Raw genomic sequence first — 23,937 nt, 5'->3', positions numbered from 1 at the left:
CGTCCGGCACGCGGTCAGTGCGCCGCGCTCTCCCAGTTCGCGCCGAGACCGACCGAGACGTCGAGCGGCACGGTGAGTTCGGCGGCGTTGCCCATCCGGGTGCGCAGGATCTCCTCGACGCGGTCCTGTTCGCCGGGCGCGACCTCGAGGATGAGCTCGTCGTGCACCTGGAGCAGCAGGTGCGACTCGAGTCCGCCGTCGCGCAGGTCCTGGTCGACGCCGAGCATCGCGATCTTCATGATGTCGGCCGCCGAGCCCTGGATCGGCGCGTTCAGCGCAGCGCGCTCGGCGTTCTCGCGCAGGACGCGGTTCGGGCTCTTCAGGTCCGGGAACGGCCGGCGACGACCGAAGATCGTCTCGGTGTAGCCGTCCTCGCGCGCCTGCTCGACGACGTTGCGCAGGTAGTCGCGCACGGCGCCGAACCGGGCGAAGTACTCGGTCATGAGCGTCCGGGCCTCGGACTGCTCGATGCGGAGCTGCTTCGACAGCCCGAACGCGCTCAACCCGTAGGCCAGGCCGTACGACATCGCCTTGACCTTGGTGCGCATCTCGGCGGAGACCTCGGCCGGCTCGACGCCGAACACCCGGGCGCCGACGAAGCGGTGCAGGTCCTCGCCCTCGTTGAAGGCCTGGATCAGACCGGGGTCACCGGACAGGTGCGCCATGATGCGCATCTCGATCTGCGAGTAGTCGGCCGTGATGAGCGTCGTGTACGGCTCCGCGACGGCGAACGCCGACCGGACCCGGCGTCCGACCGCGGTCTTCACCGGGATGTTCTGCAGGTTCGGGTCGGTCGACGAGATGCGGCCGGTGCTGCTGCCGGTCTGCTCGTACCGGGTGTGGATGCGCCCGTCGACGATCGCCGCGTCGAGCGTGTCCACGATCTGGCGGAGCTTCGTGGCGTCGCGGTGCTGCAGCAGCAGTCCGAGGAACGGGTGCGGGTGCTGCTCCTGCAGGTCGGCCAGGCTCGCGGCGTCGGTCGAGAACCCGGTCTTCGTCTTGCGGGTCTTCGGCATCGCGAGCTCGGTGAACAGGACTTCCTGCAGCTGCTTCGGCGACCCGAGGTTCACCTCGTGCCCGATCTCGGCGAACGCCTGCTGCGCCAGGTCGGCGGCACGCTCCCCCAGTTCCTTCGACAGCCCCGTGAGCACCGGGCGGTCGATGCCGACACCGATCGTCTCCATGCTCGCGAGCACCGACACCAGCGGGAGCTCGATGTCGTCGAGGACCTTGAGCGACGACTCGTCGATCCGGGCACGGAGCGCCGTGATGACCCGCAGGACGAACCACGCGTGGACGCCGACGTTGACCTGGTCGGTCTCCGGCACGAGCTGGTTCGGGTCGGCGGTGGGGAGCTCTTCGCCGAGCTCCTGGTAGACGAGGTCGGCCAGCGGCTGCCCCTGCTTGCCGGGCTGGGCGAGCCACCCCGTGATGCGGGCATCGCCGGCGATGCCGTTCACGACGAAGCCCGCGGTCGCGAGCACCTTGATCGCGGTCTTGGCGTCGTGGAAGTGCTTCGGGGCGTCGGAGGCGAACCACGCCGACAGCTGCTCGTAGTCCTTCGCGCCGCTGCCACCGGGCACCTGGACGGCGTCGTCGTGCGTGGCGATGCCGATGGTGCTGAGTCGGCCGTCGATGACCTCGACCGCGACGCCGTAGCCGTTCGCCGCCTCGGAAGCGTTGCGGCGCTCGAGCCAGTACCCGAGTTCCTCGTCGATCAGGGTCTTCACCGACGGCGGGGTCGCGGCGCCGTCGGTCACCCCGCCCTCGGCCGGCTGCTCGGACGGTTCACCGGAGCCAGCGACCTTGAAGACGCGGTCGAGCAGCGTGCGGAACTGCAGCTTGGCGAACAGCTCGCGCACGGCGGTCTCGTCGAGGGGCCGGAGCGCGACGTCGGCCGGACCGACGGGCAGTTCGACGTCGGTGACCAGGCGGTTCAGCCGGCGGTTCCGGACCGCACGGTCCTGCTGCTCGCGCAGGTTGTTGCCGACGACGCCCTTGATCTCGTCGGCGTGCTCGAGGACCCCCTCGAGCGAGCCGTACTGCGTGACCCACTTGACCGCGGTCTTCTCGCCGACCTTGTCGATGCCGATCAGGTTGTCGCTGGTCTCGCCGACGAGCGCGGCGATGTCCGGGTACTGGTGCGGCTCGATGCCGTAGCGCTCGTACACCTTGTCGCGGTCGTACCGGGTGAGCTCGGAGACGCCACGGACCGACGGGTACAGCAGTGTCACGTCGTCGTTGACGAGCTGGATGGCGTCGCGGTCGCCGGAGACGACGTACACCTGGTACCCCTGCGCAGCACCCTGGGACGACAGGGTCGCGAGGATGTCGTCGGCCTCGTAGTCCTCCTTCGTCACCGTCGTGATGCCCATCGCCTCGAGCGCCTGCTGCAGCAGCGGGATCTGCCCCTTGAACTCGACCGGGGTCTCGGAGCGGGTGCCCTTGTACGCCTCGTACTCACGGGTGCGGAACGAGAACCGGGAGATGTCGAACGCCACCGCCAGGTGCGTCGGCTTCTCGCGCTGCAGGAGCATGAGCAGCATCGAGATGAAGCCGTGGATGGCGTTCGTGTGCTGCCCGTCGCGGTTCACGAAACTGTCGACCGGCAGCGCGTAGAAGGCCCGGAAGGCGAGCGAGTGGCCGTCGATGACCATGAGGGTAGGCTTTGCGGAGTCCGACACCCGGACAGCCTACCGACGCCATCCGACACGGGAGTTCGAGCGCGTGACCGACGAAGCCACCATCACCGGGAACGTCGACGAGCGGCTCGCGGCCCGCGGGATGGGTGAGCTGGCCACCAAGATGGGCATGGTCATCACCGAGATGTCGGCCGACCGCGCCGTCGGCAGCATCCCGGTCGAGGGCAACCGTCAACCGGTCGGCCTGCTGCACGGGGGCGCCTACGTCGTCCTCGCCGAGAGCCTCGGTTCGATGGCCGCCAACGTGCACGCCGGCGAGGGCCGCTACGCCGTCGGCATCGAGCTGAACGCCTCGCACACCCGGAGCGCCACGTCCGGCACCGTCACCGGTGTCTGCACCGCGATCCACCTCGGCAACACGCTCACCACGCACGAGATCGTGCTCACTGACGACCAGGGGCGCCGCTGCTCCACCGTCCGCATCACCAACCTCATCCGCGAGGCACGCTGACCCGTCGTCAGTCCTCGGGCGGACGCTGCAGCAGCAGCCGAGCGTCGCCGAAGCCGAGCCGCCGGTACAGCCGCTCCCCGTCGACGCTCGAGTGCACCGAGGTCCGCTCGACGCCGAGGTCGTCCGCGATGTCGAGCAGCGCGGTGACGAGTCGTCCGGCGACGCCGAGCCCCCGCAGGTCGGGGTGCACGTAGACGGTCTGCACGTCGGCGGTCAGACGTCGCCCCGGCCGGTCCGGGGTCGGCGGCCGGGCGACGAGTCCGAGCCACGCCATCCCGAGCACCGCACCGTCGCGCTCCGCGACCACGCACCGGTGCGTGTCCGGGTGCTCGAGGGCGAACGCCGTCATGGCCGCGCGGTAGTCGTCCGGCGTCGCGGCCGGCTCGGCGCCGCCCTCGCCCACACTCCACCGCCACCGCAGGTCTGCCACCGCCGGCATGTCCTCAGGCCGGGAGGCCCGGATCACCACGTCGTCCACGGCTCCAGCCTGCCAGGTGGTCGCCTCCACCGCCCCACGCGCCCGTGGCCGCAAGTGCATGCGTGCGCACACTCCGACAGAACGCGCGTCGATCGACCGGTGGTTCGTCGCAACATGCACACGCACCGAGCGCCGCACGCGCCCGGAAACGCAGCAGCGCCGCCGGACCGGGGTCCGACGGCGCTGGTGTGAGCGAAGGTTGGTACTACTTCTTGGCGCTGAGCTGCTCGATGATCGCCTTGGCGACGTCGTGCATGGTCAGGCGGCGGTCCATCGAGGCCTTCTGGATCCAGCGGAACGCCTCGGGCTCGGTGAGGCCCATCTTCTCGTTGAGCAGGCCCTTGGCGCGGTCGACGAGCTTGCGGGTCTCGAAGCGCTCGACCAGGTCGGCGACCTCGGCCTCGAGCGTGATGATCTGCTGGTGCCGCGAGAGGGCGATCTCGATCGCGGGGAGCAGGTCGTTCGGGGTGAACGGCTTGACCACGTAGGCCAGCGCGCCGGCCTCGGTCGCACGCTCGACGAGGTCCTTCTGGCTGAACGCCGTGAGGAGGACCACCGGAGCGATGTGGTTCTTGGACAGCTTCTCGGCTGCGGAGATGCCGTCGAGCTGGGGCATCTTGACGTCCATCACGACGAGGTCGGGACGGAGGTCGGTGGCGAGCTGCACGGCGGTCTCGCCGTCGCCGGCCTCGCCGACCACGTCGAACCCGTTGTCGCGGAGGATCTCGACGATGTCGAGGCGGATGAGCGACTCGTCCTCGGCGACGACGACGCGGCGCGGTGCTGTTGCGGTTGCTTCTGTGTCACTCACAGCCGCAAGCCTACTAGACGCCGGATGTTGCGTTGTACGAGTGGCGGGACGCGGTACCGGAACAGCCCCGCACGCCGTGAGCCTGCGTTGTACGAGTGGCGGGACTTGAACCCGCACGCCGTGAGGCAGAGCATTTTGAGTGCCCCGTGTCTGCCGATTCCACCACACTCGCGAGGCCTCCAGGCTAGCAGGGCCCCCGCCCCTCGACCGCCGCCGGCAACCGCAGCTCGAACACCGCACCGCCGAGCACGTCGCCCTCGCCGCCTTCGCGGTCGTCGGCGTGCTGCAGGGACCCGCCGTGCGCCTCGGCGATGCCCCGTGCGATCGGCAGGCCCAGTCCGGCCCCGCCGGAACGGGCGTCGCGAGCGGCCTCGAGGCGGACGAGTCGGTCGAACACCCGCGCACGGTCCTGGGTCGGGATGCCCGGACCGTCGTCCGCCACCCGGACCACGGAGCCGGCCCCAGGATCGTCGAGGGAGACGACGATGCGGCCTGCGGGTCCGGCAGCGCGGGCGGCGTTGTCGACGAGGTTGCCGACGACCTGGGCGAGCCGCTCGGCATCGACGTCGGCGCACACGGGCCGCTCGGGCACCACGACCTCGAGTGCGACGGACGGCAGCCGCACCCGCAACCGGTCGCCCTCCGCCACCAGGAAGGGGCCGAGGTCCACCGGTCGTCGGTCGAGCTCGATCCCCCGGTCGAGCCGGGCCATCGTGAGCATGTCCTCGATGAGCCGTGCGGCTCGGTCAGCCTGGCGGACGACGTGCACGGCGAGCACCTCGCGCGTGGCGACGTCGCCGCCACCGTCGCGCACGAGCGTGTCGGCCGCTGCCCGGACCCCGGCGACCGGCGTCCGCAGCTCGTGCGCGGCGTCGGAGAGGAACGAGCGGACCCGTGCCTCCGCGGCGACGGCCTCGCGCTCCGCGCCCTCGACGGCGTCGAGCATCTCGTCCATGGCGACGGCGACGCGGCCGATCTCGGTGTCCTGCCGAGAGGGTCGGAGTCGCCGTCCGCGGTCGCCGCCCGCGATCGACCGCGCGGTCGTCGCCATCTCGTCGAGCGGCCGCAGGGACCGGCGGACGACGAGCACCACCCCGAGGACGGCGACCCCGAGGAACGCCGCGGAGGCACCGCCCATCACCCAGCCGAGCTGCACCAGGGTGTCCTGCACGTCGCGGGTTCCGACGGTCAGCGTGATGCGGGTGCCGTCGTCGAGTCGGCTCACGAGGGTGAGCACCCCGTCGTCCTCGCGCACGGACGACGACGTGACCGTGGCGCCGTCCGCGGTGGTCGTCGGCGTCGCAACGGCCGTGGGTGTCGTCCCACCGACGAGTCCGCTGCCGCGCGGCACCGTCGCCGGCAGGCCGCCAGGGTCCGGCGGACCCGTCCGCAGCTGGTCCGGCGTCGGACCGGCCTCGACGGCCCCACCGTCCGGCCGGACGATGCGCACCGACAGCCCCTGCGCGGAGAGCCGGTCGGCGAGGTCCTCGGCGTCGACGGTCCCGACGAGCGCCGCGGCGGCCGACGCCCGGTCACGGAGGCGGTCCTCGGCCTGGGCGCGCAGTCGGATGCCGAGCAGCACCTCGACGGCGACCGCCAGCCCGGCGAGCAGCACCGCGAGCAGGACCACGATCGCGACGACCGTGCGGAGCCGCAACGAGGTCGTGCGGAGCGGGCCGCTGTCGACGGTCACGCGGCCGTCCGCTCGTCGCTCAGCCGGTACCCGATGCCGCGCACGGTGTGCACGAGCCGCGGTCCGTGCGCCTCCATCTTCCGTCGGAGGGCGCTGAGGTGGACCTCGACGACGTTCGCCGCGACGTCGTCGTAGCCCCACACCTGCGTCGTGATCTGCCCCTTCGACACGGTGCGGCCCCGGCTCTCGGCGAGGAACCGCAGCAGACGGAACTCCGTCGCGGTGAGGTCGAGCAGGACCCCGGCACGCCGAGCGGTGGCGGCGTCCGGGTCGAGGACGAGGTCGCCGACCTCGACGACCGACGGGATCCGCCCGCGCCGCCGGAGCACCGCCGTCACCCGCGCCACCAGCTCGGCCATCGCGAACGGCTTCACCACGTAGTCGTCGGCGCCCTCGGCGAAGCCGCGCAACCGCTCGTCGAGCTCGTCCCGCGCGGTCATCATGACGACGGCGGCGTCCGAGGTGGAGCGAACCCGGCCAGCGAGCACGATGCCGCTCGGCCCGGGCAGCATCCAGTCCAGCAGGACGAGGTCGGGCGCGGCGCGGCGGAGGTCCTCGACGAGGTCGCGTCCGTCGGACGCCTCGGCGACGAGGAAGCCCTCGGCACGCAGGGTCGTCGCGACGGAGGTCCGGATGGAGTCGTCGTCGTCGACGACCAGGATTCGAGCGGGAACAGGCACGGCGGACACCGTAGGGCGCTCCGGCGGCCACCGAGCATGGAGGACGCTGGAGAACCCCTGTGCTTCAGGCATGCTTCAGATTCGGACTCGAGCGTCGTCTCCAGCGGCGGATCACCCGGATCCGCCCGGTCACGGAACGGAACCACCATGCTCGACGAACGAGACGACTCGACCACCACCGCCACCCAGCGACGCGGCGCACTCCTGCGACGGGTCGGGATCGGCACGGCCGCAGCCGCGGTGCTGGTGCTCGGCGGGTTCGGCATCGCCACGGCGAACGCCGCGACGACCACCCCGGCGCCGAGCACCCCGACGGGCGCACCGAGCGGTGCTCCGACCAGCGCGACCACACCGGCTCCGGCTCCGGCCGACGGCGACGCCGCGACGCTGCCCGCTCCGCCCGAGGGCGGCCCCGCGACGGCGCCCGGCTGCACGGCACTGCCGAAGGCCGGCGACACCGCGACGGTGCCCGTGCCGCCGAAGGGCGACGAGGGGAAGGCACCCACCCCGCCGAAGGACGGCGCGAAGCCCACGGCACCCACCCCGCCGACGCCCGACGCGACCACCACGCCGGCGCCGACCTCCGGTTCCTGATCACCAGGCCGGGAGGCGCGCACCGTCGGCGGTCCCGACCGCGCGGGGCGTGCCTCCAGGCCGGGTCGTCCCGACCGGCTCAGGAACCCTCGAGCGCCTCGATCGCCGCCACGAGACCGGCCCGTCGCGGCGACCGCCGCGGCAGGACCGCGAGCAGCGCGCGGAGCACGCGCGCGTCCGCCGCCCCGTCCGGCGTCCGCGCCCACGCGAGCAGCGCCTCGACGCTGCCGTCCGCGACGACCGACTCGCGGAACCGACTGCGCACCAGGTCGCGCACGGCGTCCACCCCCGGCGCAGCCGACCCCGGCAGGACCGGTCCGGTGTACCGGTCGACGGCCTGGAGGCGCGCCCCGCGGTCGAGCGCGGACAGCACGGTGTCGACGTCGGTCGCCATCCCGGTCACCCGGTACGGTCGCGACGTCACGGTCACGCCCGACGCGTGCTCCGCGAGGACCCGTCGGAGCCGCACCACCTCGGCGCGCAGCGTCACGACGGCGCCGGCGTCGCCGTACACGGCGTGCGCGAGGTCGGCGGCCGCCAACCCGTCGGGGTGGGCGGCGAGGACGACCAGGAGCTCGGAGTGCCGCGCGGACAGGTGGATCCGGCGGTCGTGGACGCGCAGGACGGCGGTGTCGGTGCCGAGGACCGACAGTTCTGCGCCGCGTGCGCGCAGCGTCGACGTGGCGGACCCCGGGAACCGGCTCGCGGCCAGGGCGAGCCGCGCCTCGGCGGCGGCGACCGTGGCGGCGAGGAGCGAGAGGGTGTGACGTTCGACGGCCCGGTCGTCGCCCGTCAGGTCGAGCACGCCGACGGTGGCACCGTGAGCGTCGTGCACGGGCACGGCGCTGCAGGACCACGGCTTGACGGCGTTGGCGTAGTGCTCGTCGGAGCGGATCTGCACCGGCCGGTCGAGCCGCAGGGCGGTACCGGGCGCGCTCGTGCCGACGCGGTCCTCGGCCCAGTCGGCGCCGGGGACGAAGCCCATGTCCTCGGCAGCACGTCGGGCCGTCCGCGCGCCGTCGACCCACACGAGCCGACCGGAAGCGTCGCCGACGGCGAGGACGCAGCCGGCGGACCGGGTGTCGTCGAGCAGCAGGTGCCGGACCACGGGCAGCAGGGTGGCGAGGGGGCCGTCACGGCGGGCGGCGTCGAGCTCGTCGTCACCGAGCGCGAGCGCGGGGACCCCGTCCGGGTCGACCGCCGCGGACCGCCGCCAGGACGCGGCGACGAGCGGGCGGAGCCGGTCGGGTGCGCGCATGCGTCCTCCGATCGACCCCACCCGCCGCACCGTCGCGACGAGTACGGCCAGCCTACGTCCGGTGCGCGACCGGGACCAGGCCGAGATCCGCCAGCTCGGCGTCGTCGAACATCCGCGACCGGGTCAGGAACCGCTTGCCCTCGGGGCTCTCGACCGAGAACCCGCCGCCGCGACCGTCGACGACGTCGATCGTCAGGTGCGTGTACTTCCAGTACTCGAACTGCGACACCGACATGTACACCTCGACGGGGTCGAGGCCGTCGACCTCGAGTGCCCCGAGCAGGACGTCGCCGGAGCCGGTCCGGAACATGCCGACGGGGTAGCACATCGGGCTCGAGCCGTCACAGCAGCCGCCCGACTGGTGGAACATCAGCGGGCCGTGCCGGGCGGCGAGGGTGCGCAGGAGCTCCCCCGCCGCCGGCGTGACCGCCACGCGTGCGGTGTCGGGCATCAGAAGAAGCCCATCGGACCATCGGCGTAGGACACGAGCAGGTTCTTCGTCTGCTGGTAGTGGTCGAGCATCATCTTGTGGTTCTCGCGCCCGATGCCGGACTGCTTGTACCCGCCGAACGCCGCTCCCGCCGGGTACTGGTGGTACGTGTTCGACCACACCCGTCCGGCCTGGATGTCACGACCAGCGCGGTACAGCGTCGTGGCCTCGCGGCTCCACACCCCGGCACCGAGTCCGTAGAGGGTGTCGTTGGCCGTGGCGATCGCGTCGTCGTAGCCGCTGAAGGACGTCAACGCGAGGACCGGACCGAAGATCTCCTCCTGGAAGATCCGCATCGAGTTGACGCCCTCGAACACCGTCGGCGTGACGTAGTACCCGCCGGAGAGCTCCCCGCCGAGGTCCGCGCGCTCCCCGCCGGTGAGCAGCTTCGCGCCCTCCTGCTTGCCGATGTCGATGTAGCTCAGGATCTTCTCGAGCTGGTCGTTCGACGCCTGGGCGCCGATCATCGTGGACAGGTCGAGCGGGTGCCCCTGCTTGACGGCGCGCACCCGGTCGAGGCCGTCGGCGACGAACCCGTCGTAGATCTCCTTCGCCACGAGCGCCCGGGACGGACACGTGCAGACCTCGCCCTGGTTGAGGTTGAAGAAGGTGAAGCCCTCGAGTGCCTTGTCGTAGAACGAGTCCTTCTCGGCGGCGACGTCGGGGAAGAACACGTTCGGGCTCTTGCCGCCGAGCTCGAGCGTCACCGGGATGAGGCTCTGCGAGGCGTACTGCATGATCAGCCGTCCGGTGGTGGTCTCGCCGGTGAACGCGATCTTCCGGATGTCCGGGTGCTGGGCGAGGGGCGCGCCGACCTCGATGCCGAAGCCGTTGACGACGTTGAGCACGCCGGCGGGCAGGAGGTCGCGGATGAGCTCGACGAGCACGTGGATCGACGCCGGGGTCTGCTCGGCGGGCTTCAGCACGACGCAGTTGCCGGCGGCCAGGGCCGGTGCGAGCTTCCACACGGCCATCAGGATCGGGAAGTTCCACGGGATGATCTGTCCGACGACGCCCAGCGGTTCGTGGAAGTGGTACGCCACGGTGTCGTGGTCGATCTCGCCGGCCGAGCCCTCCTGTGCGCGGATCGCTCCGGCGAAGTAGCGGAAGTGGTCGATCGCGAGCGGGATGTCGGCGCCGAGGGTCTCGCGGATCGGCTTGCCGTTCTCCCACGTCTCGGCGACGGCGAGCATCTCGAGGTGCTCCTCCATGCGGTCGGCGATCTTGTTGAGGATGACCGCGCGCTCGGCGGCGCTCGTCCGCCCCCAGGCCGGGAACGCCTTCCAGCCCGCCGCCACCGCACGGTCGACGTCGGTGGAGTCACCGCGCGCGACCTCGGTGAAGACCTTGCCGGTGACGGGGGTGGGGTTCTCGAAGTACTGCCCGCTCGTCGACGGGACGTACTCGCCGCCGATGAAGTGGTCGTACCGCGATCGGTACTGCACGAGGGAGCCCGGTTCGCCGGGTGCGGCGTAGCTGGTGGGCGATGGTGCGATGGTCATGGTGGTGGCCTTTCGACGACGCTGTCGGGGCACGCACGGTTCGCGTGCTGCTCGCACCGTACGACCGCGGGGGTTGCATCCGGTTGCACCCGCTCGACCGAGGACCGCACGGGCTCGCCGTCGGCCGGGTAGCGTTCGGGACTCCAGCGGTCCGATCAGGAGGAGTGTCCGTGGATTCTCGTGCCGTCCGCACGTTCCGGGTGTTCGTCGTCGTCACGGCGGTCGTCGCGATCGCCCTGGGGATCGTCGCCATCGTGTGGCCCCGGCCGTCGCTCGTCCTCGTGGCGCTGCTGTTCGGCGTCTACCTCGTCGTCGCCGGCGCCCTGCGGGTCGTGGCTGCGGCGCGCGGGCACGGGACGCCGACGGTGTGGCGGTGGACCTCCGGGATCGTCGGTGCGCTCGTCGCGGTCGCCGGACTCGTCGCGCTGCTCGACCCCGCGATCCCCCTGGTCGTCTACGCCGTGCTCGCCGGGGTCGGCTTCGTGATCGAGGGCATCGTGTCGATCGTGGGCGGCTTCGTCGGCCACCCCGGGTCGTCCCGGGTGCCGACGCTGGTGAGCGGCGTGCTGTCGATCCTCGGCGGTGTCGTCGTGCTCGTCGCGCCCGGCCTCGCGCTCACGGTGTTCATGGTCTTCGCGGGCATCGCCCTCATCGTCGTCGGTGCCGCGGCCCTGCTGCTGCTCCCGCCGCGAGCCGCCGTCCGCCGGTAGGCGGTGCCCCGTCCGCCGCTACGCGGTGCCCGTCCCGAACAGCAGCCCGAGCGCGTAGGTCACGACCGCGGCGCCGAACCCGATCGCCAGCTGCCGGAACGCCCGCTTGCCCGGCGACGCACCGCTCAGCACGCCGACGACCGCACCGGTGCCGAGCAGGGCGAGTCCGACGAGCGTGCCGGCGACCGCGATGGCCGCCCACCCCTGCATGCCGAACAGGAACGGCAGCACCGGGATGATCGCGCCCGACGCGAAGAACAGGAAGCTCGACACCGCGGCGCTCAGGCCGTTGCCCACCGCCTCGTGGTCGTCGGTGACGGTGCCCGGACCGGTCGACGGGCGTCGCTCGCCGATGCCGGACAGCACGTGCGCTGCGTGCTCGGTCGCCTCAGCCTCGGCCATCCCGCGGGCGCGGTACACCAAGGCCAGCTCGTTCGCGTCGACGTCGAGGTCCGCCACGGCGCGGCCGGCCTCGGGGTGCGGTGCGGACGCCTCGAGCAGTTCGCGCTGCGACCGGACCGACACGTACTCCCCCGCACCCATCGACAGGGCTCCGGCGAGCAGGCCCGCGATGCCGCTCAGCAGCACGAAGTGCCGGTCGGCGCCCGACGCGCTGATGCCGATGATGAGGGCCAGGTTCGACACGAGTCCGTCGTTGGCGCCGAAGACCGCCGCACGGAAGGTGCCCGACAACCGCATCCGACCGCGGTTCGCGAGCCCGCGCACCACTTCGCCGTGGATGCGCTCGTCGGCGGCCATGCTCGCGGTCGCGTCGTCGTCGTCGGCGTACGGCGAGCGGTCCTCGGCGCGCTGCATCAACGCGAGGACGAACACCGACCCGAACCGCTTCGCCAGCGTCGCGAGGACCCGGGTGCGCAGACTGCCCCGCTGCGGACGTCCGACGTCGTCACCGAGCAGGTCGAGCCAGTGCTGCTCGTGCCGTCCCTCGGCCTCGGCCAGCGCGGCGAGGATCTCGCGTTCCTCGCCGGACCGCCGCGCGGCCAGGTTGCGGTACACGGCGCCCTCGGCGCGTTCGTCGGCCAGGTAGCGGCGCCAGCGGCGGACGTCGGCGCGCGGCGTCGGGTGTTCGGTCTGGAGGCTCACAGCAGCCATCCTGCCGCCTGCGGCCGACCGGTGGTCGCCACCACGGCCGTGGAGACGCGGCAGGGCGCGGACCGGAGGCGACGCGTGTTCGTGCGCCGTGCCTCCTGTCCGCGCCCCGCGGACGCCGTCGCGCCCCGATGTGTGGGGGCGCGACGACCACGGCGGGGCGCACCACGGGTACGTTGGCGGCGGGACGCGACAGGGCGCGGACCGGAGGCTGCGCGCACCACGTGCCCCGTGCCTTCCGTCCGCGCCCGGATGGGACGCGACGGGCGTCGGTGTCGGGCCGGGCTGTCGCGCCCCGCAGACGCCGTCGCGCCCCGGTGTGCGGGGGCGCGACGACCACGGCGGGGCGCAGCCGCGGCGCGTCCAGCGTCCGGCGTCCGGCGTCCGGGCAGAACGCGGCAGGGCGCGGACCGGAGGCGACGCGTGTTCGTGCGCCGGGCCTCCTGTCCGCGCCCTGTCGGCGTCGGGATCCTGCGGATCAGTCCCGCACGTAGGCGGGAGCGGCCTCGGCGTGGGCGTCGCCCACCCGGTGCACGCGCAGGTCGTTCGTCGAGCCCTCGATCCCGGGAGGCGAACCGGCCGTCACGATGACGCGGTCGCCGGGGGCGGCCAGGCCGTTCTCGAGCAGGACGTCGTCCACCTGCGAGAAGAGCTCGTCGGTGTGGGTCTTGCGCTCGACCAGGAAGGACCGGACGCCCCAGGTGAGCGCCATGCGGCGACGCGTGGCCTCGTTCGGGGTGAAGGCGATGATCGGCAGGCCGTGGCGCAGACGCGACATGCGGCGCGCCGAGTCGCCGGACTCGGTGAACACGCAGAGGTACGAGGCCTCGGTGAACTCCGCGATCTCGACCGCGGCGAGGGTGATCGCCCCGCCGAGGGTGCGCGGCTTGGTGCCGAGCGGCGCGATGCGCTCAAGGCCGTGGTCCTCGGTCGACTCGACGATGCGGGCCATCGTGCGGACGGTCTGCACCGGGTACTCGCCGACGCTGGTCTCGCCCGAGAGCATGACCGCGTCCGCACCGTCGAGGACGGCGTTCGCGACGTCGGAGGTCTCGGCGCGGGTCGGGATCGGCGACGAGATCATCGACTCGAGCATCTGGGTCGCGACGATGACCGGCTTCGCCATGCGGCGGGCGAGCTCGACGGCCCGCTTCTGCACGATCGGGACGGCCTCGAGCGGGAGCTCGACGCCGAGGTCACCGCGGGCGACCATGATGCTGTCGAAGGCGTCGATGATCTCCTCGAGCGCGTCGACGGCCTGCGGCTTCTCGATCTTCGCGATGACGGGGAGGCGCTTGCCCTCTTCGTCCATGATCTCGTGCGCGCGGACGACGTCCGAGGCGTTGCGGACGAACGAGAGCGCGATGAGGTCGGCGCCCTGGCGGATGCCCCAGCGGAGGTCGGCCTCGTCCTTCTCGCTCAGCGCCGGGACGTTGACGGCGACGCCGGGCAGGTTGATGCCCTTGTTGTTCGACACGGTGCCGCCGACGACGACCTCGGTGCGGACACGGACGCCGTCGGTGTCGAGCACGCGCAGGCGGACCCGACCGTCGTCGATGAGCAGCGGGTCGCCGGGCTTGACGTCCTGGGGCAGGCCCTTGAACGTCGTGCCGCAGATCTCCTTGGAGCCGGGGACGTCCTCGGTCGTGATCGTGAACACGTCGCCGACCGCCAGGTCGTGCGGGCCGTCGGCGAACTTGGCCAGACGGATCTTCGGACCCTGCAGGTCGACGAGGATCGCGACCGGCTTGCCGAGCTCCTCGGCAGCGCGACGGACGTTCACGTAGTTGGCCTCGTGGACGCTGTAGTCACCGTGGCTGAGGTTGAGTCGGGCGACGTCGACGCCCGCTTCGATGATCTCCTTGACGGTCTCGTAGTCCGACGTTGCCGGTCCGAGCGTCGAAACGATCTTTGCGCGTCTCAATGGATTCCTTCGTGGTGGTGGATGATGCTCTGGTTTCCGCGCTGTGGGGCCGCGCGGAACGAAGCGAGGCCACCAGCACCTTATCGAGTGCTGGTGGCCCCTCGCTCACCGGGGGGTGAGCATCTGGTGGTGGTTGGTCATGCGGCGATCCGTCATCTCAGACCGACATCGCGCGGTCGGTCGCCTTCACCGGCGCCGGCAGGATCGTCGAGCCCTCGAGGTACTCGTCGACCTTCGCCGCCGCGGCGCGGCCCTCGGCGATCGCCCAGACGATCAGGGACTGCCCGCGGCCGGCGTCACCGGCGACGAACACGCCCGCCTCGTTCGTCGTGTAGTCGGCGCGGCGGTCGAGCGCACCGGACACCGTCGTCGGCAGACCGAGCTGCGGCTCGATCGTGTCGGATTCCGGACCGGTGAAGCCCATCGCGACGAGCACGAGGTCTGCGGGGATCTCACGCTCGGAGCCGGCCTTCGGCACGCGACGACCGTCGAGGTACTCGGTCTCGGCGACCCGGAGCGCCCGGACCTCGCCGGCCTCGTTCGCCAGGAACTCGACGGTCGAGGCGAGGAAGTGCCGCTCGCCGCCCTCTTCGTGGGCGCTCGTGACCTCGAAGACGGTCGGGAACATCGGCCACGGCTGCTCGGACGGACGCTCCAGCGGCGGCTGCTTGCCGATCGCCAGGTTCGTCACGCTCAGGGCGCCCTGCCGGTGCGCGGTGCCGATGCAGTCCGCACCGGTGTCACCGCCGCCGATCACGACGACGTGCTTGCCCTCGGCGGTCAGCTGGTTGTCGACCCGGGTGCCGGCGTTCGCCTTGTTCTGCTGGACCAGGTAGTCCATCGCGAAGTGCACGCCCTCGAGGTCGCGCCCCGGGATCGGCAGGTCGCGCGGCACCGTGGCGCCGGTCGCGACGACGACCGCGTCGTAGCGCGACTTCAGGTCGTCCCAGGTGATGTCGCGGCCGATCTCGACGCCCGCACGGAAGCGGGTGCCCTCGGCCTGCATCTGGGACAGGCGCGCGTCGATCTGGCGCTTCTCCATCTTGAAGTCCGGGATCCCGTAGCGGAGCAGCCCACCGATGCGGTCGTCGCGCTCGTAGACGGCGACGGTGTGCCCGGCGCGCGTGAGCTGCTGCGCGGCGGCCAGCCCGGCGGGGCCGGAACCCACGACGGCGACGGTCTTGCCCGTCAGACGCTCCGGCGGGTGCGGGGTGACCCAGCCGTTCTGGAACGCCTCGTCGATGATCGAGACCTCGACCTGCTTGATCGTCACGGGCGGCTGGTTGATGCCGAGCACGCACGAGGACTCGCACGGAGCGGGGCACAGCCGGCCCGTGAACTCCGGGAAGTTGTTCGTCGCGTGCAGTCGCTCGATCGCCTGACGGCCTTCACCGCGCCAGGTCAGGTCGTTCCACTCCGGGATCAGGTTGCCGAGGGGGCAGCCCTGGTGGCAGAACGGCACGCCGCAGTCCATGCAGCGGCCGGCCTGGCGCTTGAGGGCACCCGACTCCTGCTGCTCGTAGACCTCTTTCCAGTCCATGAGCCGGACGGGCACGGGGCGCCGTGCCGGCAGTTCGCGTTCCTGGACCTTGAGGAATCCCTTGGGGTCAGCCACCGGTCACCTCCGGGGTCGTGTCGGGCGCTGCCGGTTCCACACGTGCGTGACGCTCAGCCACCGGTCACCTCCATGATTCGGTTCCACACGACGTCGCCGTCGGGGTCGAGCCCCTCGTCGACGGCGCGCTGACGGGTCTCGAGCACCGCCGCGTAGTCACGCGGCAGCACCTTGACGAAGTCGCTCAGGTCGCCGGACTCGAGCAGGTCGGACGCGAGCGTCGAACCGGTCTCCTCGGCGTGCCGGGTGAGCAGGTCGGTGACGATCTCGACGTCGGCGCTGTCGAGCGCCTCGAGTCGGAGTTCACCGGTCGCGAGGGCGTCGGTGTTGACGTGCTCCTCGCGCAGACCACGGACGTACGCGGTGCCGCCCGACATGCCGGCCCCGAGGTTCCGACCGGTCTCGCCCAGGATGAGCGCGAGCCCGCCCGTCATGTACTCGAGCGCGTGGTCGCCCACGCCCTCGACCACCGCGGTCGCCCCCGAGTTGCGCACCAGGAAGCGCTCGCCTACGATGCCGCGGATGAACATGCTGCCCTGGGTCGCTCCGTAGCCGATCACGTTGCCGGCGATGACGTTCTCCGCCGGGTCGAAGCCCGAACCGGCGTCCGGCCGCACGATGATCTCGCCACCGGACAGGCCCTTGCCGACGTAGTCGTTGCTGTCGCCGATGAGGCGCAGGGTGATGCCGGCGGGCATGAACGCGCCGAGCGACTGTCCGGCGGAACCGCGCAGCGTGACGTCGATCGAGCCGCTGGGCAGCCCGTGCTCGCCGTGCCGTTTGGTGACCTCGTGGCCGAGCATCGTGCCGACCGCGCGTTCGGTGTTGCGGATGGGCAGGTCGAGCGCGATCGAGCCGCCGTGGTCGAGCACGTCGGCGGTCTGCTGGATCAGCCCCACGTCGAAGTGCTGCTCGAGCTCGTGGTCCTGCTCGCGCTGGTGGCGACGGGGCTCGGCGTCCTCGAAGTGCGAACCCGCGAGGACCGGTGCGAGGTCGAGCCCTGACGCCTTCCAGTGCTCGAGGGCACGGTCGACGTCGAGGGCGTCGGACCGGCCGATCGCCTCGTCGAGGGTGCGGAAGCCGAGCTCGGCGAGGAGCTCGCGCACTTCCTGCGCGATGAACTCGAAGAAGTTCACGACGAACTCGGGCTTGCCGGAGAAGCGCTTGCGGAGCTCGGGGTTCTGCGTCGCGACCCCCACCGGACACGTGTCGAGGTGGCACACGCGCATCAGGATGCAGCCCTCGACGACGAGCGGAGCGGTGGCGAAGCCGTACTCCTCGGCGCCGAGCAGGGCTGCCACGACGACGTCGCGCCCGGTCTTCATCTGACCGTCGACCTGCACGACGACGCGGTCGCGCATGCCGTTCAGCATGAGCGTCTGCTGCGTCTCGGCGAGGCCGATCTCCCACGGGGTGCCGGCGTGCTTGAGCGAGTTGAGCGGGGACGCACCCGTGCCACCGTCGTGTCCGGACACGAGCACGACGTCGGCCAGGGCCTTCGTCACGCCGGCCGCGACCGCGCCGATGCCGGACTGGCTCACGAGCTTCACGTGGACGCGTGCGGCCGGGTTGGCGCGCTTCACGTCGAAGATCAGCTGCTTGAGGTCCTCGATCGAGTAGATGTCGTGGTGCGGCGGCGGCGAGATGAGGCCGACGCCGGCGGTGGCGTGCCGGGTGCGGGCGACCCACGGGTACACCTTCTGCGGGGGCAGCTGGCCGCCCTCGCCGGGCTTCGCACCCTGCGCCATCTTCAGCTGGATGTCGGTGGCGTGGGTGAGGTACATGCTCGTCACGCCGAACCGCCCGGAGGCGACCTGCTTGATCGCGCTGCGGCGCTCGGGGTCGAGCAGCCGGTCGACGTCCTCGCCGCCCTCGCCCGTGTTCGAGCGGCCACCGAGGCGGTTCATCGCGATCGCGAGCGTCTCGTGGGCTTCCTTCGAGATGGAGCCGTACGACATCGCACCCGTGTTGAAGCGCTTGACGATCGACTCGATCGACTCGACCTCGTCGAGCGCGACGGGCTTGCGGACGCCGTGCTTGAAGCGGAACAGCCCGCGCAGCGTCATGAGCTCCTCGGACTGGTCGTCCACGGCACTCGAGTACTCACGGAAGATGTCGTACCGGCGGGCACGGGTGGCGTGCTGCAGCCGGAAGACGGTGTCCGGGTTGAACAGGTGCGGGGGGCCTTCGCGACGCCACTGGTACTCGCCGCCGGTCTGCAGTCGCTCGTGCGACAGGACCGCGCCGTCCTGCGGGTACGCCTGGGCGTGCCGCTCGGCGTTCTCCTTCGCGATGACGTCGATGTCGACCCCGCCGAGGATCGACGACGTGCCGGTGAAGTACTTGTCGACGAACTCCTGGCTGAGCCCCACGGCTTCGAACGCCTGGGCGCCGGCGTAGCTCGACACCGTCGAGATGCCCATCTTCGACATGATCTTCAGGACGCCCTTGCCGAGCGCCTTGATCACGTTCTTGACGGCCTGCTCCGGGGTGATCCCGGTGATCATGCCGGCACGGACCAGGTTCTCGCAGGTCTCCATCGCGAGGTACGGGTTGATCGCCGACGCGCCGTACCCGATGAGGGACGCCACGTGGTGGACCTCGCGCACGTCGCCGGCCTCGACGATCAGGCCGACCTTCATGCGCTGCTCGGTGCGGATCAGGTGGTGGTGCACGGCGGCGAGCAGCAACAGGCTCGGCACGGGCGCCTGCTCGGCGTTGCCGTCGCGGTCCGACAGCACGATGAACTGCTTGCCCGACTCGATCGCGGCGTCGACCTCGTCGCACACGGCGGCGATGCGCTTCTGCATCGCCTTCTTGCCGGCGTCGACGCGGTACAGGCCCTTGATCGTGACCGTCAGGTGCCGACCCGACTCCGTCTCGAAGTGCTGCACCTTGGCGAGCTGGTCGTTGTCGATCACCGGGAAGTCGAGCGTGATCTGCTTCGCGTGCTCGGGACCGGCCGACAGCAGGTTGCGCTCCGGACCGAGGCCCATGCCCATCGAGGTGATGACCTGCTCGCGGATCGAGTCGAGCGGCGGGTTCGTCACCTGGGCGAACTGCTGGGTGAAGTAGTCGAACAGCAGCCGGGGGCGCTGCGAGAGCACCGCGATCGGGGTGTCGGACCCCATCGCACCGAGCGGCTCCGCGCCCACCTGCGCCATCGGGCGGAGCAGGATGCGGACCTCTTCTTCGGTGTACCCGAACGCACGCTGCCGACGGGTGACCGATGCCGGGGTGTGCACGATGTGCTCGCGGTCGGGCAGGTCGTTCAGGTTGATGCGGCCCTCGTCGAGCCATTCGCCCCAGGGGCCGGAGGACGCCAGGCCCTGCTTGACCTCGTCGTCCTCGATGATGCGGCCGGCCTCGGTGTCCACCAGGAACATCCGGCCGGGGCGCAGACGGCCCTTGCGGACGACCTTCGCGGCGGGCACGTCGATGACACCGGTCTCGGACCCCATGACGATGAGCCCGTCGTCGGTGACGAGGAAGCGCCCGGGACGCAGCCCGTTGCGGTCGAGGGTCGCGCCGACGAGCGAGCCGTCGGTGAAGGTGATGGCGGCCGGACCGTCCCACGGCTCCATGAGCATCGAGTGGTACTCGTAGAAGGCCCGCAGCTCCGGGTCCATCCCGACCTGGTTCTCCCAGGCCTCCGGCACCATCATCGACACCGCGTGCGGCAGCGTCCGGCCGGTCAGGGTCAGGAGCTCGAGCACCTCGTCGAACGACGCCGAGTCGCTCGCACCGGGGCTGACGATCGGCAGCAGCGGCGCGACGTCGCCGATCAGTTCGCTCTCGAGCTGCGACTGGCGTGCGCGCATCCAGTTGCGGTTGCCGCGCACCGTGTTGATCTCACCGTTGTGCGCGATCGTCCGGAAGGGCTGCGCGAGCGGCCACGACGGGAACGTGTTGGTCGAGTAGCGCGAGTGCACGATCGCGAGCTTCGACGCGAAGCGCTCGTCGCTGAGGTCCGGGTAGAACGGCTCGAGCTGCAGCGTCGTGACCATGCCCTTGTAGACCATGGTGCGGCTCGACAGCGACATGAAGTACAGGTCGTTCGCGTGCTCGGCGCGCTTGCGCAGCCGGTAGGTCTGGCGGTCCAGCGCGATGCCGCTCCACGAGGCGCCGTGCACGTCGTGGCGCACCGAGGCGACGAACAGCTGCTCGAACGCCGGCATGGCCGCGCGCGCCAGGGTGCCGAGCACCTCGGGGCGCACCGGGACCTCGCGCCAGCCGAGGACCTTGAGGCCCTCTTCGCGCGCCAGTCGTTCGACGGCGCCCTTGACGGCGTGCCGGTCGCCCTCGTCGGTCGGCAGGTAGGCCGTGCCGACCGCGTACTCCCCCGCCGCCGGCAGGTCGAACGGCACCACGGCGCGCAGGAACTCGTCCGGCACCTGGCACAGGATGCCCGCGCCGTCGCCCGTGCCGGCGTCCGAACCGACGGCACCGCGGTGCTCGAGGTTGCGGAGGGCGCCGAGTGCAGCGTCGACGATGTCGTGGCCGGGCGTCCCGCGCAGCGTCGCGACCATCGCGAGACCGCAGGCGTCCTTCTCGTTCGCCGGGTCGTACATGCCGGTGGCGTCGGGGACCGCCGAGAACCGCCGGCGCGGCGGCACGAGGGACTTCGGTGCCGAGGGCTGGAGTGGCTGGAGCGCCATGGGGGAACCGTCCTCACGAGGAAGTGGAACAGGGACAGCGGTGGCCCGGTGGTGCGTTCCGCCCAGACGGGCGGGACTGGTGCCCGTGCCCCGCTTGTGGCGGGGAGGAGTGCTCCTAGGCGCGGTCAGTGGGAGTCGTGACCGCTCCGGAGCCCTGGGCGACGAGGCGTTCGTCGTCGTCCTCGTGCTCCGAGAAGGTGTCGTCGGAGTCTACATCGGACTTCGGACGCGGCTCGCGACCGGGCAGGTACGGGCTCGGCTCCTTGCCGGTGTGCCGACGGCTCTGCACGATGAAGATGACGATCCCGAGCAGGATGGCCGCGAACGACATCCAGACGTTGGTGCGGATGCCCGCGAAGGTCTCGCTGGTGTCGACGCGGATCGACTCGAGGAAGGACCGGCCGACGCCGTACCAGATCAGGTACAGGGCGAGGACCTTGCCCCACTGGAGCGTGAACTTGCGGTCGAGCAGCAGGATGACGACGACGCCCAGGACGTTCCAGATGATCTCGTAGAGGAACGTCGGGTGGAACAGCGTGCCCTCGGGCAGGCCCTTCGGGAACGCGGCGTTCGTCGACTCGATCTGCAGGCCCCACGGCAGGCTGGTCGGCATGCCGAAGAGCTCGTGGTTGAAGTAGTTGCCGAGCCGACCGAACGCCTGCGCGAGCAGCACCCCGGGTACGACGGCGTCGATGAACGACGTGAACCGCAGGCCGACCTGGCGGCAGCCGATCCAGGCACCGACGGACCCGAGGATCAGGGCGCCGAAGATGGCGAGCCCGCCCTCCCAGATGTACAGGAAGGACAGCGGGTCGATGCCGGGGCCGAAGTAGTCGGACACGTGCGTGAACACGTGGAAGAGCCGGCCGCCGATGATGCCGGCGGGCACCGCCCAGATCGCGATGTCGATGATGATCCAGCGCTCGACGCCGCGCGCGTTGAGGCGGCGGTTCGCGAGCAGGACCGCGGCGACGATCCCGAGCAGGATGCAGATCGCGTACGCGTGGATGCGGAAGTCGAGCGGCAGCGACCAACCGAACACGTCGCGCAGCCAGGCGGTCAGGTCGAAGTACTGCCAGGCGGTGCTCGGGCTCGGGATGCTCAGGAGGGGCATGGAGGAACGGTCGCCTTTCGGAACTGACGGGGCGCGGTGTCGACGTGTCGTCGGCCCCGCTCACTGTAGCGCGGACCGTGGGCCCGCCAGGAACTGGACTAGGAGCGGCGGGCGCCGGTGGTGAGGTCGGCCGCGCGGTCGGCGACCCCCTGCACCCCGAGGTCGGCCAGTGCGCGGACGAACGCCGAGCCGACGATCGCGCCGTCGGCGTACTCCAGGACCTCGGCGACCTGCTCGGCCGTCGAGATGCCGAGGCCCACGCAGGTGCGCGCGACGCCGGCGTCACGGAGCCGCGACACCACCGTGCGTGCAGCGACGTCGACGCCTGCCCGTGCTCCGGTGACGCCCATCGTCGAGACGGCGTAGACGAACCCGCGGCTCGCCTGCACCGCCTGCTGCATCCGGGAGTCGGACGAGGACGGTGCCGCGAGGAACACGCGGTCCAGGCCGGTCCGCTCCGACGAGGCCATCCACTCGGCGGCTTCGTCCGGGATCAGGTCGGGCGTGATGAGCCCGGCGGCACCGGCGGCGACGAGGTCGTCGGCGAAGCGGTCCACGCCGTAGCGGAGGACCGGGTTCCAGTACGTCATCACGAGCACCGGCACGTCGGCGCGCTCGGTGATCTGGTTCACGGCGTCGAAGACCTGCGCGACCTGGAAGCCGTTCGCCAGGCTCTCCTCGGCCGCACGCTGGATGACCGGGCCGTCCATGACGGGGTCGGAGTACGGCAGGCCGAGCTCGATGACGTCCACGCCGTTCTCGGCGAGGGCGACGGCAGCGTCGACGCTGGTCTGCACGTCGGGGTAACCGGCGGGCAGGTAGCCGACGACGGCCCCGGCACGCTCGGCGTTGGCGGTGTCGATCGTCGTGGCGACGGTCTGGTTCGTGGTCACAGCTGCACCGCGTTCTCGTCGAGGATGCCGAAGTAGCGACTGGCGGATGCCACGTCCTTGTCGCCACGGCCGGACAGGTTCACGAGCACGACGCCCTCGGGGCCGAGCTCCTTGCCGAGCTTCATCGCACCCGCGAGCGCGTGCGACGACTCGATCGCCGGGATGATGCCCTCGGTCTGGCTGAGCAGCCGGAACGCCTCCATCGCCTCGGTGTCGGTGATCGGCGCGTACTGCGCGCGACCGATCGACGCCAGGTACGCGTGCTCCGGCCCGACGCTCGGGTAGTCGAGCCCGGCGGAGATGCTGTGGCTCTCGATGGTCTGGCCGTCCTCGTCCTGCATGAGGTAGGACTTCGCGCCCTGCAGGACGCCTTCGCGACCGAGCGTGATGCTCGCGGCGTGCCGACCGGTCTCCACGCCGTCGCCACCGGCCTCGAAGCCGTGCAGCGCGACGGACTCGTCGTCGAGGAACGCCTCGAAGATCCCCATCGCGTTCGAGCCGCCACCGACGCACGCGGCGACGGCGTCGGGGAGACGCCCGACGCGGTCGAGGACCTGCTGCCGGGCCTCTTCACCGATCACCTTGTGGAACTCGCGCACCATCTCGGGGAACGGGTGCGGGCCGGCGACCGTGCCGAGCAGGTAGTGGGTCGAGTCCACGTTCGCCACCCAGTCGCGGAGTGCCTCGTTGATGGCGTCCTTCAGCGTGCGCGACCCGGTCTCGACCGGGATCACCTCGGCGCCGAGCAGGCGCATCCGGGCGACGTTGAGCGCCTGCCGCTCGGTGTCGACGGCGCCCATGTACACGACGCAGTCCATGCCGAACAGCGCCGCCGCGGTCGCCGTGGCCACGCCGTGCTGGCCGGCACCGGTCTCCGCGATGAGGCGGGTCTTCCCGAGCCGACGGGCCACGAGCGCCTGACCGAGCACGTTGTTGATCTTGTGCGACCCGGTGTGGTTCAGGTCCTCGCGCTTCAGGATCACGCGGGCACCACCGGCGTGCTTCGCGAACCGCGGCACCTCGGTGATGATCGACGGACGACCGGTGTAGTCGCGCTGGAGCTCGTCGAGCTCGGCGCGGAAGGCCGGGTCCGCCCAGGCCGTGCGGAAGGCGGCCTCGAGCTCGTCGAGCGCGAGGACGAGCGACTCGGGGACGAAGCGTCCGCCGAAGTCACCGAAGTACGGGCCGTGCAGGTCGCGGAGTGAGGTCACGATGGGTCTTCCCGGGACGTGTCCGACACGACCGGCGGTGCCG

Annotated in this window: 18 protein-coding genes and 1 tRNA gene; 3 read left to right on the top strand and 16 right to left on the bottom strand. The window is 71.4% G+C overall.

The features are described 5' to 3' along the window. Nucleotides 1-14: 14 nt before the first annotated feature. A complete protein-coding gene (gene polA, locus EDF31_RS13995; protein ID WP_131846531.1) occupies nt 15-2,684 on the bottom strand; it encodes a DNA polymerase I in 2,670 nt (889 codons plus the stop codon). Between the two features lie 100 nt (nt 2,685-2,784). Between polA and EDF31_RS13990 the strand changes: the two genes are divergently transcribed. Continuing rightward, a complete protein-coding gene (locus tag EDF31_RS13990) occupies nt 2,785-3,153 on the top strand; it encodes a hotdog fold thioesterase (protein ID WP_131846571.1) in 369 nt (122 codons plus the stop codon). Nucleotides 3,154-3,160: 7 nt separating this feature from the next. Here the strand turns inward: EDF31_RS13990 and EDF31_RS13985 are convergent, their stop codons facing one another. From EDF31_RS13985 to EDF31_RS13965, 5 genes are all read right to left on the bottom strand, one after another. After that, on the bottom strand, nt 3,161-3,631 hold the full coding sequence (locus EDF31_RS13985; RefSeq protein WP_165901427.1) for a GNAT family N-acetyltransferase: 471 nt from the start codon (nt 3,629-3,631) through the stop codon (nt 3,161-3,163). Between the two features lie 205 nt (nt 3,632-3,836). Next, entirely contained in the window at nt 3,837-4,442 is a 606-nt protein-coding gene (locus EDF31_RS13980; protein ID WP_022905562.1) for a response regulator, read from the bottom strand. A 90-nt stretch (nt 4,443-4,532) separates the two neighbouring features. Next, nucleotides 4,533-4,614: transfer RNA gene (locus EDF31_RS13975), tRNA-Leu, on the bottom strand. A 12-nt stretch (nt 4,615-4,626) separates the two neighbouring features. Beyond that, on the bottom strand, nt 4,627-6,135 hold the full coding sequence (locus EDF31_RS13970) for a HAMP domain-containing sensor histidine kinase (protein WP_131846529.1): 1,509 nt from the start codon (nt 6,133-6,135) through the stop codon (nt 4,627-4,629). Beyond that, on the bottom strand, nt 6,132-6,815 hold the full coding sequence (locus EDF31_RS13965; protein ID WP_243650050.1) for a response regulator transcription factor: 684 nt from the start codon (nt 6,813-6,815) through the stop codon (nt 6,132-6,134). Before EDF31_RS13965 ends, EDF31_RS13970 begins: the two co-directional genes overlap by 4 nt. Before the next feature lie 147 nt (nt 6,816-6,962). On the opposite strand from EDF31_RS13965, the gene EDF31_RS13960 reads away from it, so the two are divergent. Continuing rightward, nucleotides 6,963-7,409 carry a hypothetical protein gene (locus EDF31_RS13960; RefSeq protein WP_131846528.1) on the top strand — a complete coding sequence of 149 codons (447 nt, stop codon included), beginning with the start codon at nt 6,963-6,965 and terminating at the stop codon, nt 7,407-7,409. 79 nt (nt 7,410-7,488) lie between these two features. Here the strand turns inward: EDF31_RS13960 and EDF31_RS13955 are convergent, their stop codons facing one another. The 3 genes from EDF31_RS13955 to EDF31_RS13945 are packed head-to-tail and all read right to left on the bottom strand — an operon-like array spanning nt 7,489 to nt 10,659. Continuing rightward, nucleotides 7,489-8,667 carry a helix-turn-helix domain-containing protein gene (locus EDF31_RS13955; RefSeq protein ID WP_131846527.1) on the bottom strand — a complete coding sequence of 393 codons (1,179 nt, stop codon included), beginning with the start codon at nt 8,665-8,667 and terminating at the stop codon, nt 7,489-7,491. Between the two features lie 52 nt (nt 8,668-8,719). Further along, a complete protein-coding gene (locus EDF31_RS13950) occupies nt 8,720-9,118 on the bottom strand; it encodes a DUF779 domain-containing protein (protein WP_131846526.1) in 399 nt (132 codons plus the stop codon). Beyond that, entirely contained in the window at nt 9,118-10,659 is a 1,542-nt protein-coding gene (locus tag EDF31_RS13945) for an aldehyde dehydrogenase family protein (protein WP_131846525.1), read from the bottom strand. The genes EDF31_RS13950 and EDF31_RS13945 overlap by 1 nt, the downstream gene beginning before the upstream one ends. 170 nt (nt 10,660-10,829) lie before the next feature. Here EDF31_RS13945 and EDF31_RS13940 point away from each other — a divergent pair, with 170 nt between their 5' ends. Then, nucleotides 10,830-11,369 carry a DUF308 domain-containing protein gene (locus EDF31_RS13940; protein WP_165901426.1) on the top strand — a complete coding sequence of 180 codons (540 nt, stop codon included), beginning with the start codon at nt 10,830-10,832 and terminating at the stop codon, nt 11,367-11,369. 18 nt (nt 11,370-11,387) lie between these two features. Here the strand turns inward: EDF31_RS13940 and EDF31_RS13935 are convergent, their stop codons facing one another. From EDF31_RS13935 to trpB, 7 genes are all read right to left on the bottom strand, one after another. Next, the gene (locus tag EDF31_RS13935) at nt 11,388-12,482 is read right to left on the bottom strand and encodes a VIT1/CCC1 transporter family protein (RefSeq protein WP_131846523.1); all 1,095 of its coding nucleotides are present in this window, start codon (nt 12,480-12,482) and stop codon (nt 11,388-11,390) included. 475 nt (nt 12,483-12,957) lie between these two features. Continuing rightward, nucleotides 12,958-14,403 (bottom strand): pyruvate kinase, encoded by a 1,446-nt coding sequence (gene pyk / locus EDF31_RS13930; RefSeq protein ID WP_123294333.1) that lies wholly within the window; start codon nt 14,401-14,403, stop codon nt 12,958-12,960. 157 nt (nt 14,404-14,560) lie between these two features. Then, nucleotides 14,561-16,018, bottom strand: a complete 1,458-nt coding sequence (locus tag EDF31_RS13925; protein ID WP_131846522.1) for a glutamate synthase subunit beta — start codon at nt 16,016-16,018, stop codon at nt 14,561-14,563. Nucleotides 16,019-16,071: 53 nt separating this feature from the next. Further along, nucleotides 16,072-20,589 carry a glutamate synthase large subunit gene (gene gltB / locus EDF31_RS13920; protein ID WP_131846570.1) on the bottom strand — a complete coding sequence of 1,506 codons (4,518 nt, stop codon included), beginning with the start codon at nt 20,587-20,589 and terminating at the stop codon, nt 16,072-16,074. A gap of 202 nt (nt 20,590-20,791) precedes the next feature. After that, complete coding sequence (gene lgt / locus EDF31_RS13915; protein WP_131846521.1) at nt 20,792-21,790, bottom strand: prolipoprotein diacylglyceryl transferase; 999 nt, start codon at nt 21,788-21,790, stop codon at nt 20,792-20,794. A 98-nt stretch (nt 21,791-21,888) separates the two neighbouring features. Beyond that, nucleotides 21,889-22,683, bottom strand: coding sequence for a tryptophan synthase subunit alpha (gene trpA, locus EDF31_RS13910; protein WP_131846520.1), 795 nt, complete (start codon nt 22,681-22,683; stop codon nt 21,889-21,891). Continuing rightward, on the bottom strand, nt 22,680-23,894 hold the full coding sequence (trpB, locus tag EDF31_RS13905) for a tryptophan synthase subunit beta (protein ID WP_131846519.1): 1,215 nt from the start codon (nt 23,892-23,894) through the stop codon (nt 22,680-22,682). Before trpB ends, trpA begins: the two co-directional genes overlap by 4 nt. Nucleotides 23,895-23,937: the final 43 nt, after the last annotated feature.

Origin of the sequence: Curtobacterium sp. PhB142 (assembly GCF_004341255.1) — a bacterium.
Classification (GTDB): Bacteria; Actinomycetota; Actinomycetes; order Actinomycetales; family Microbacteriaceae; genus Curtobacterium.
This window is presented reverse-complemented; position numbering and strand designations above follow the sequence as displayed.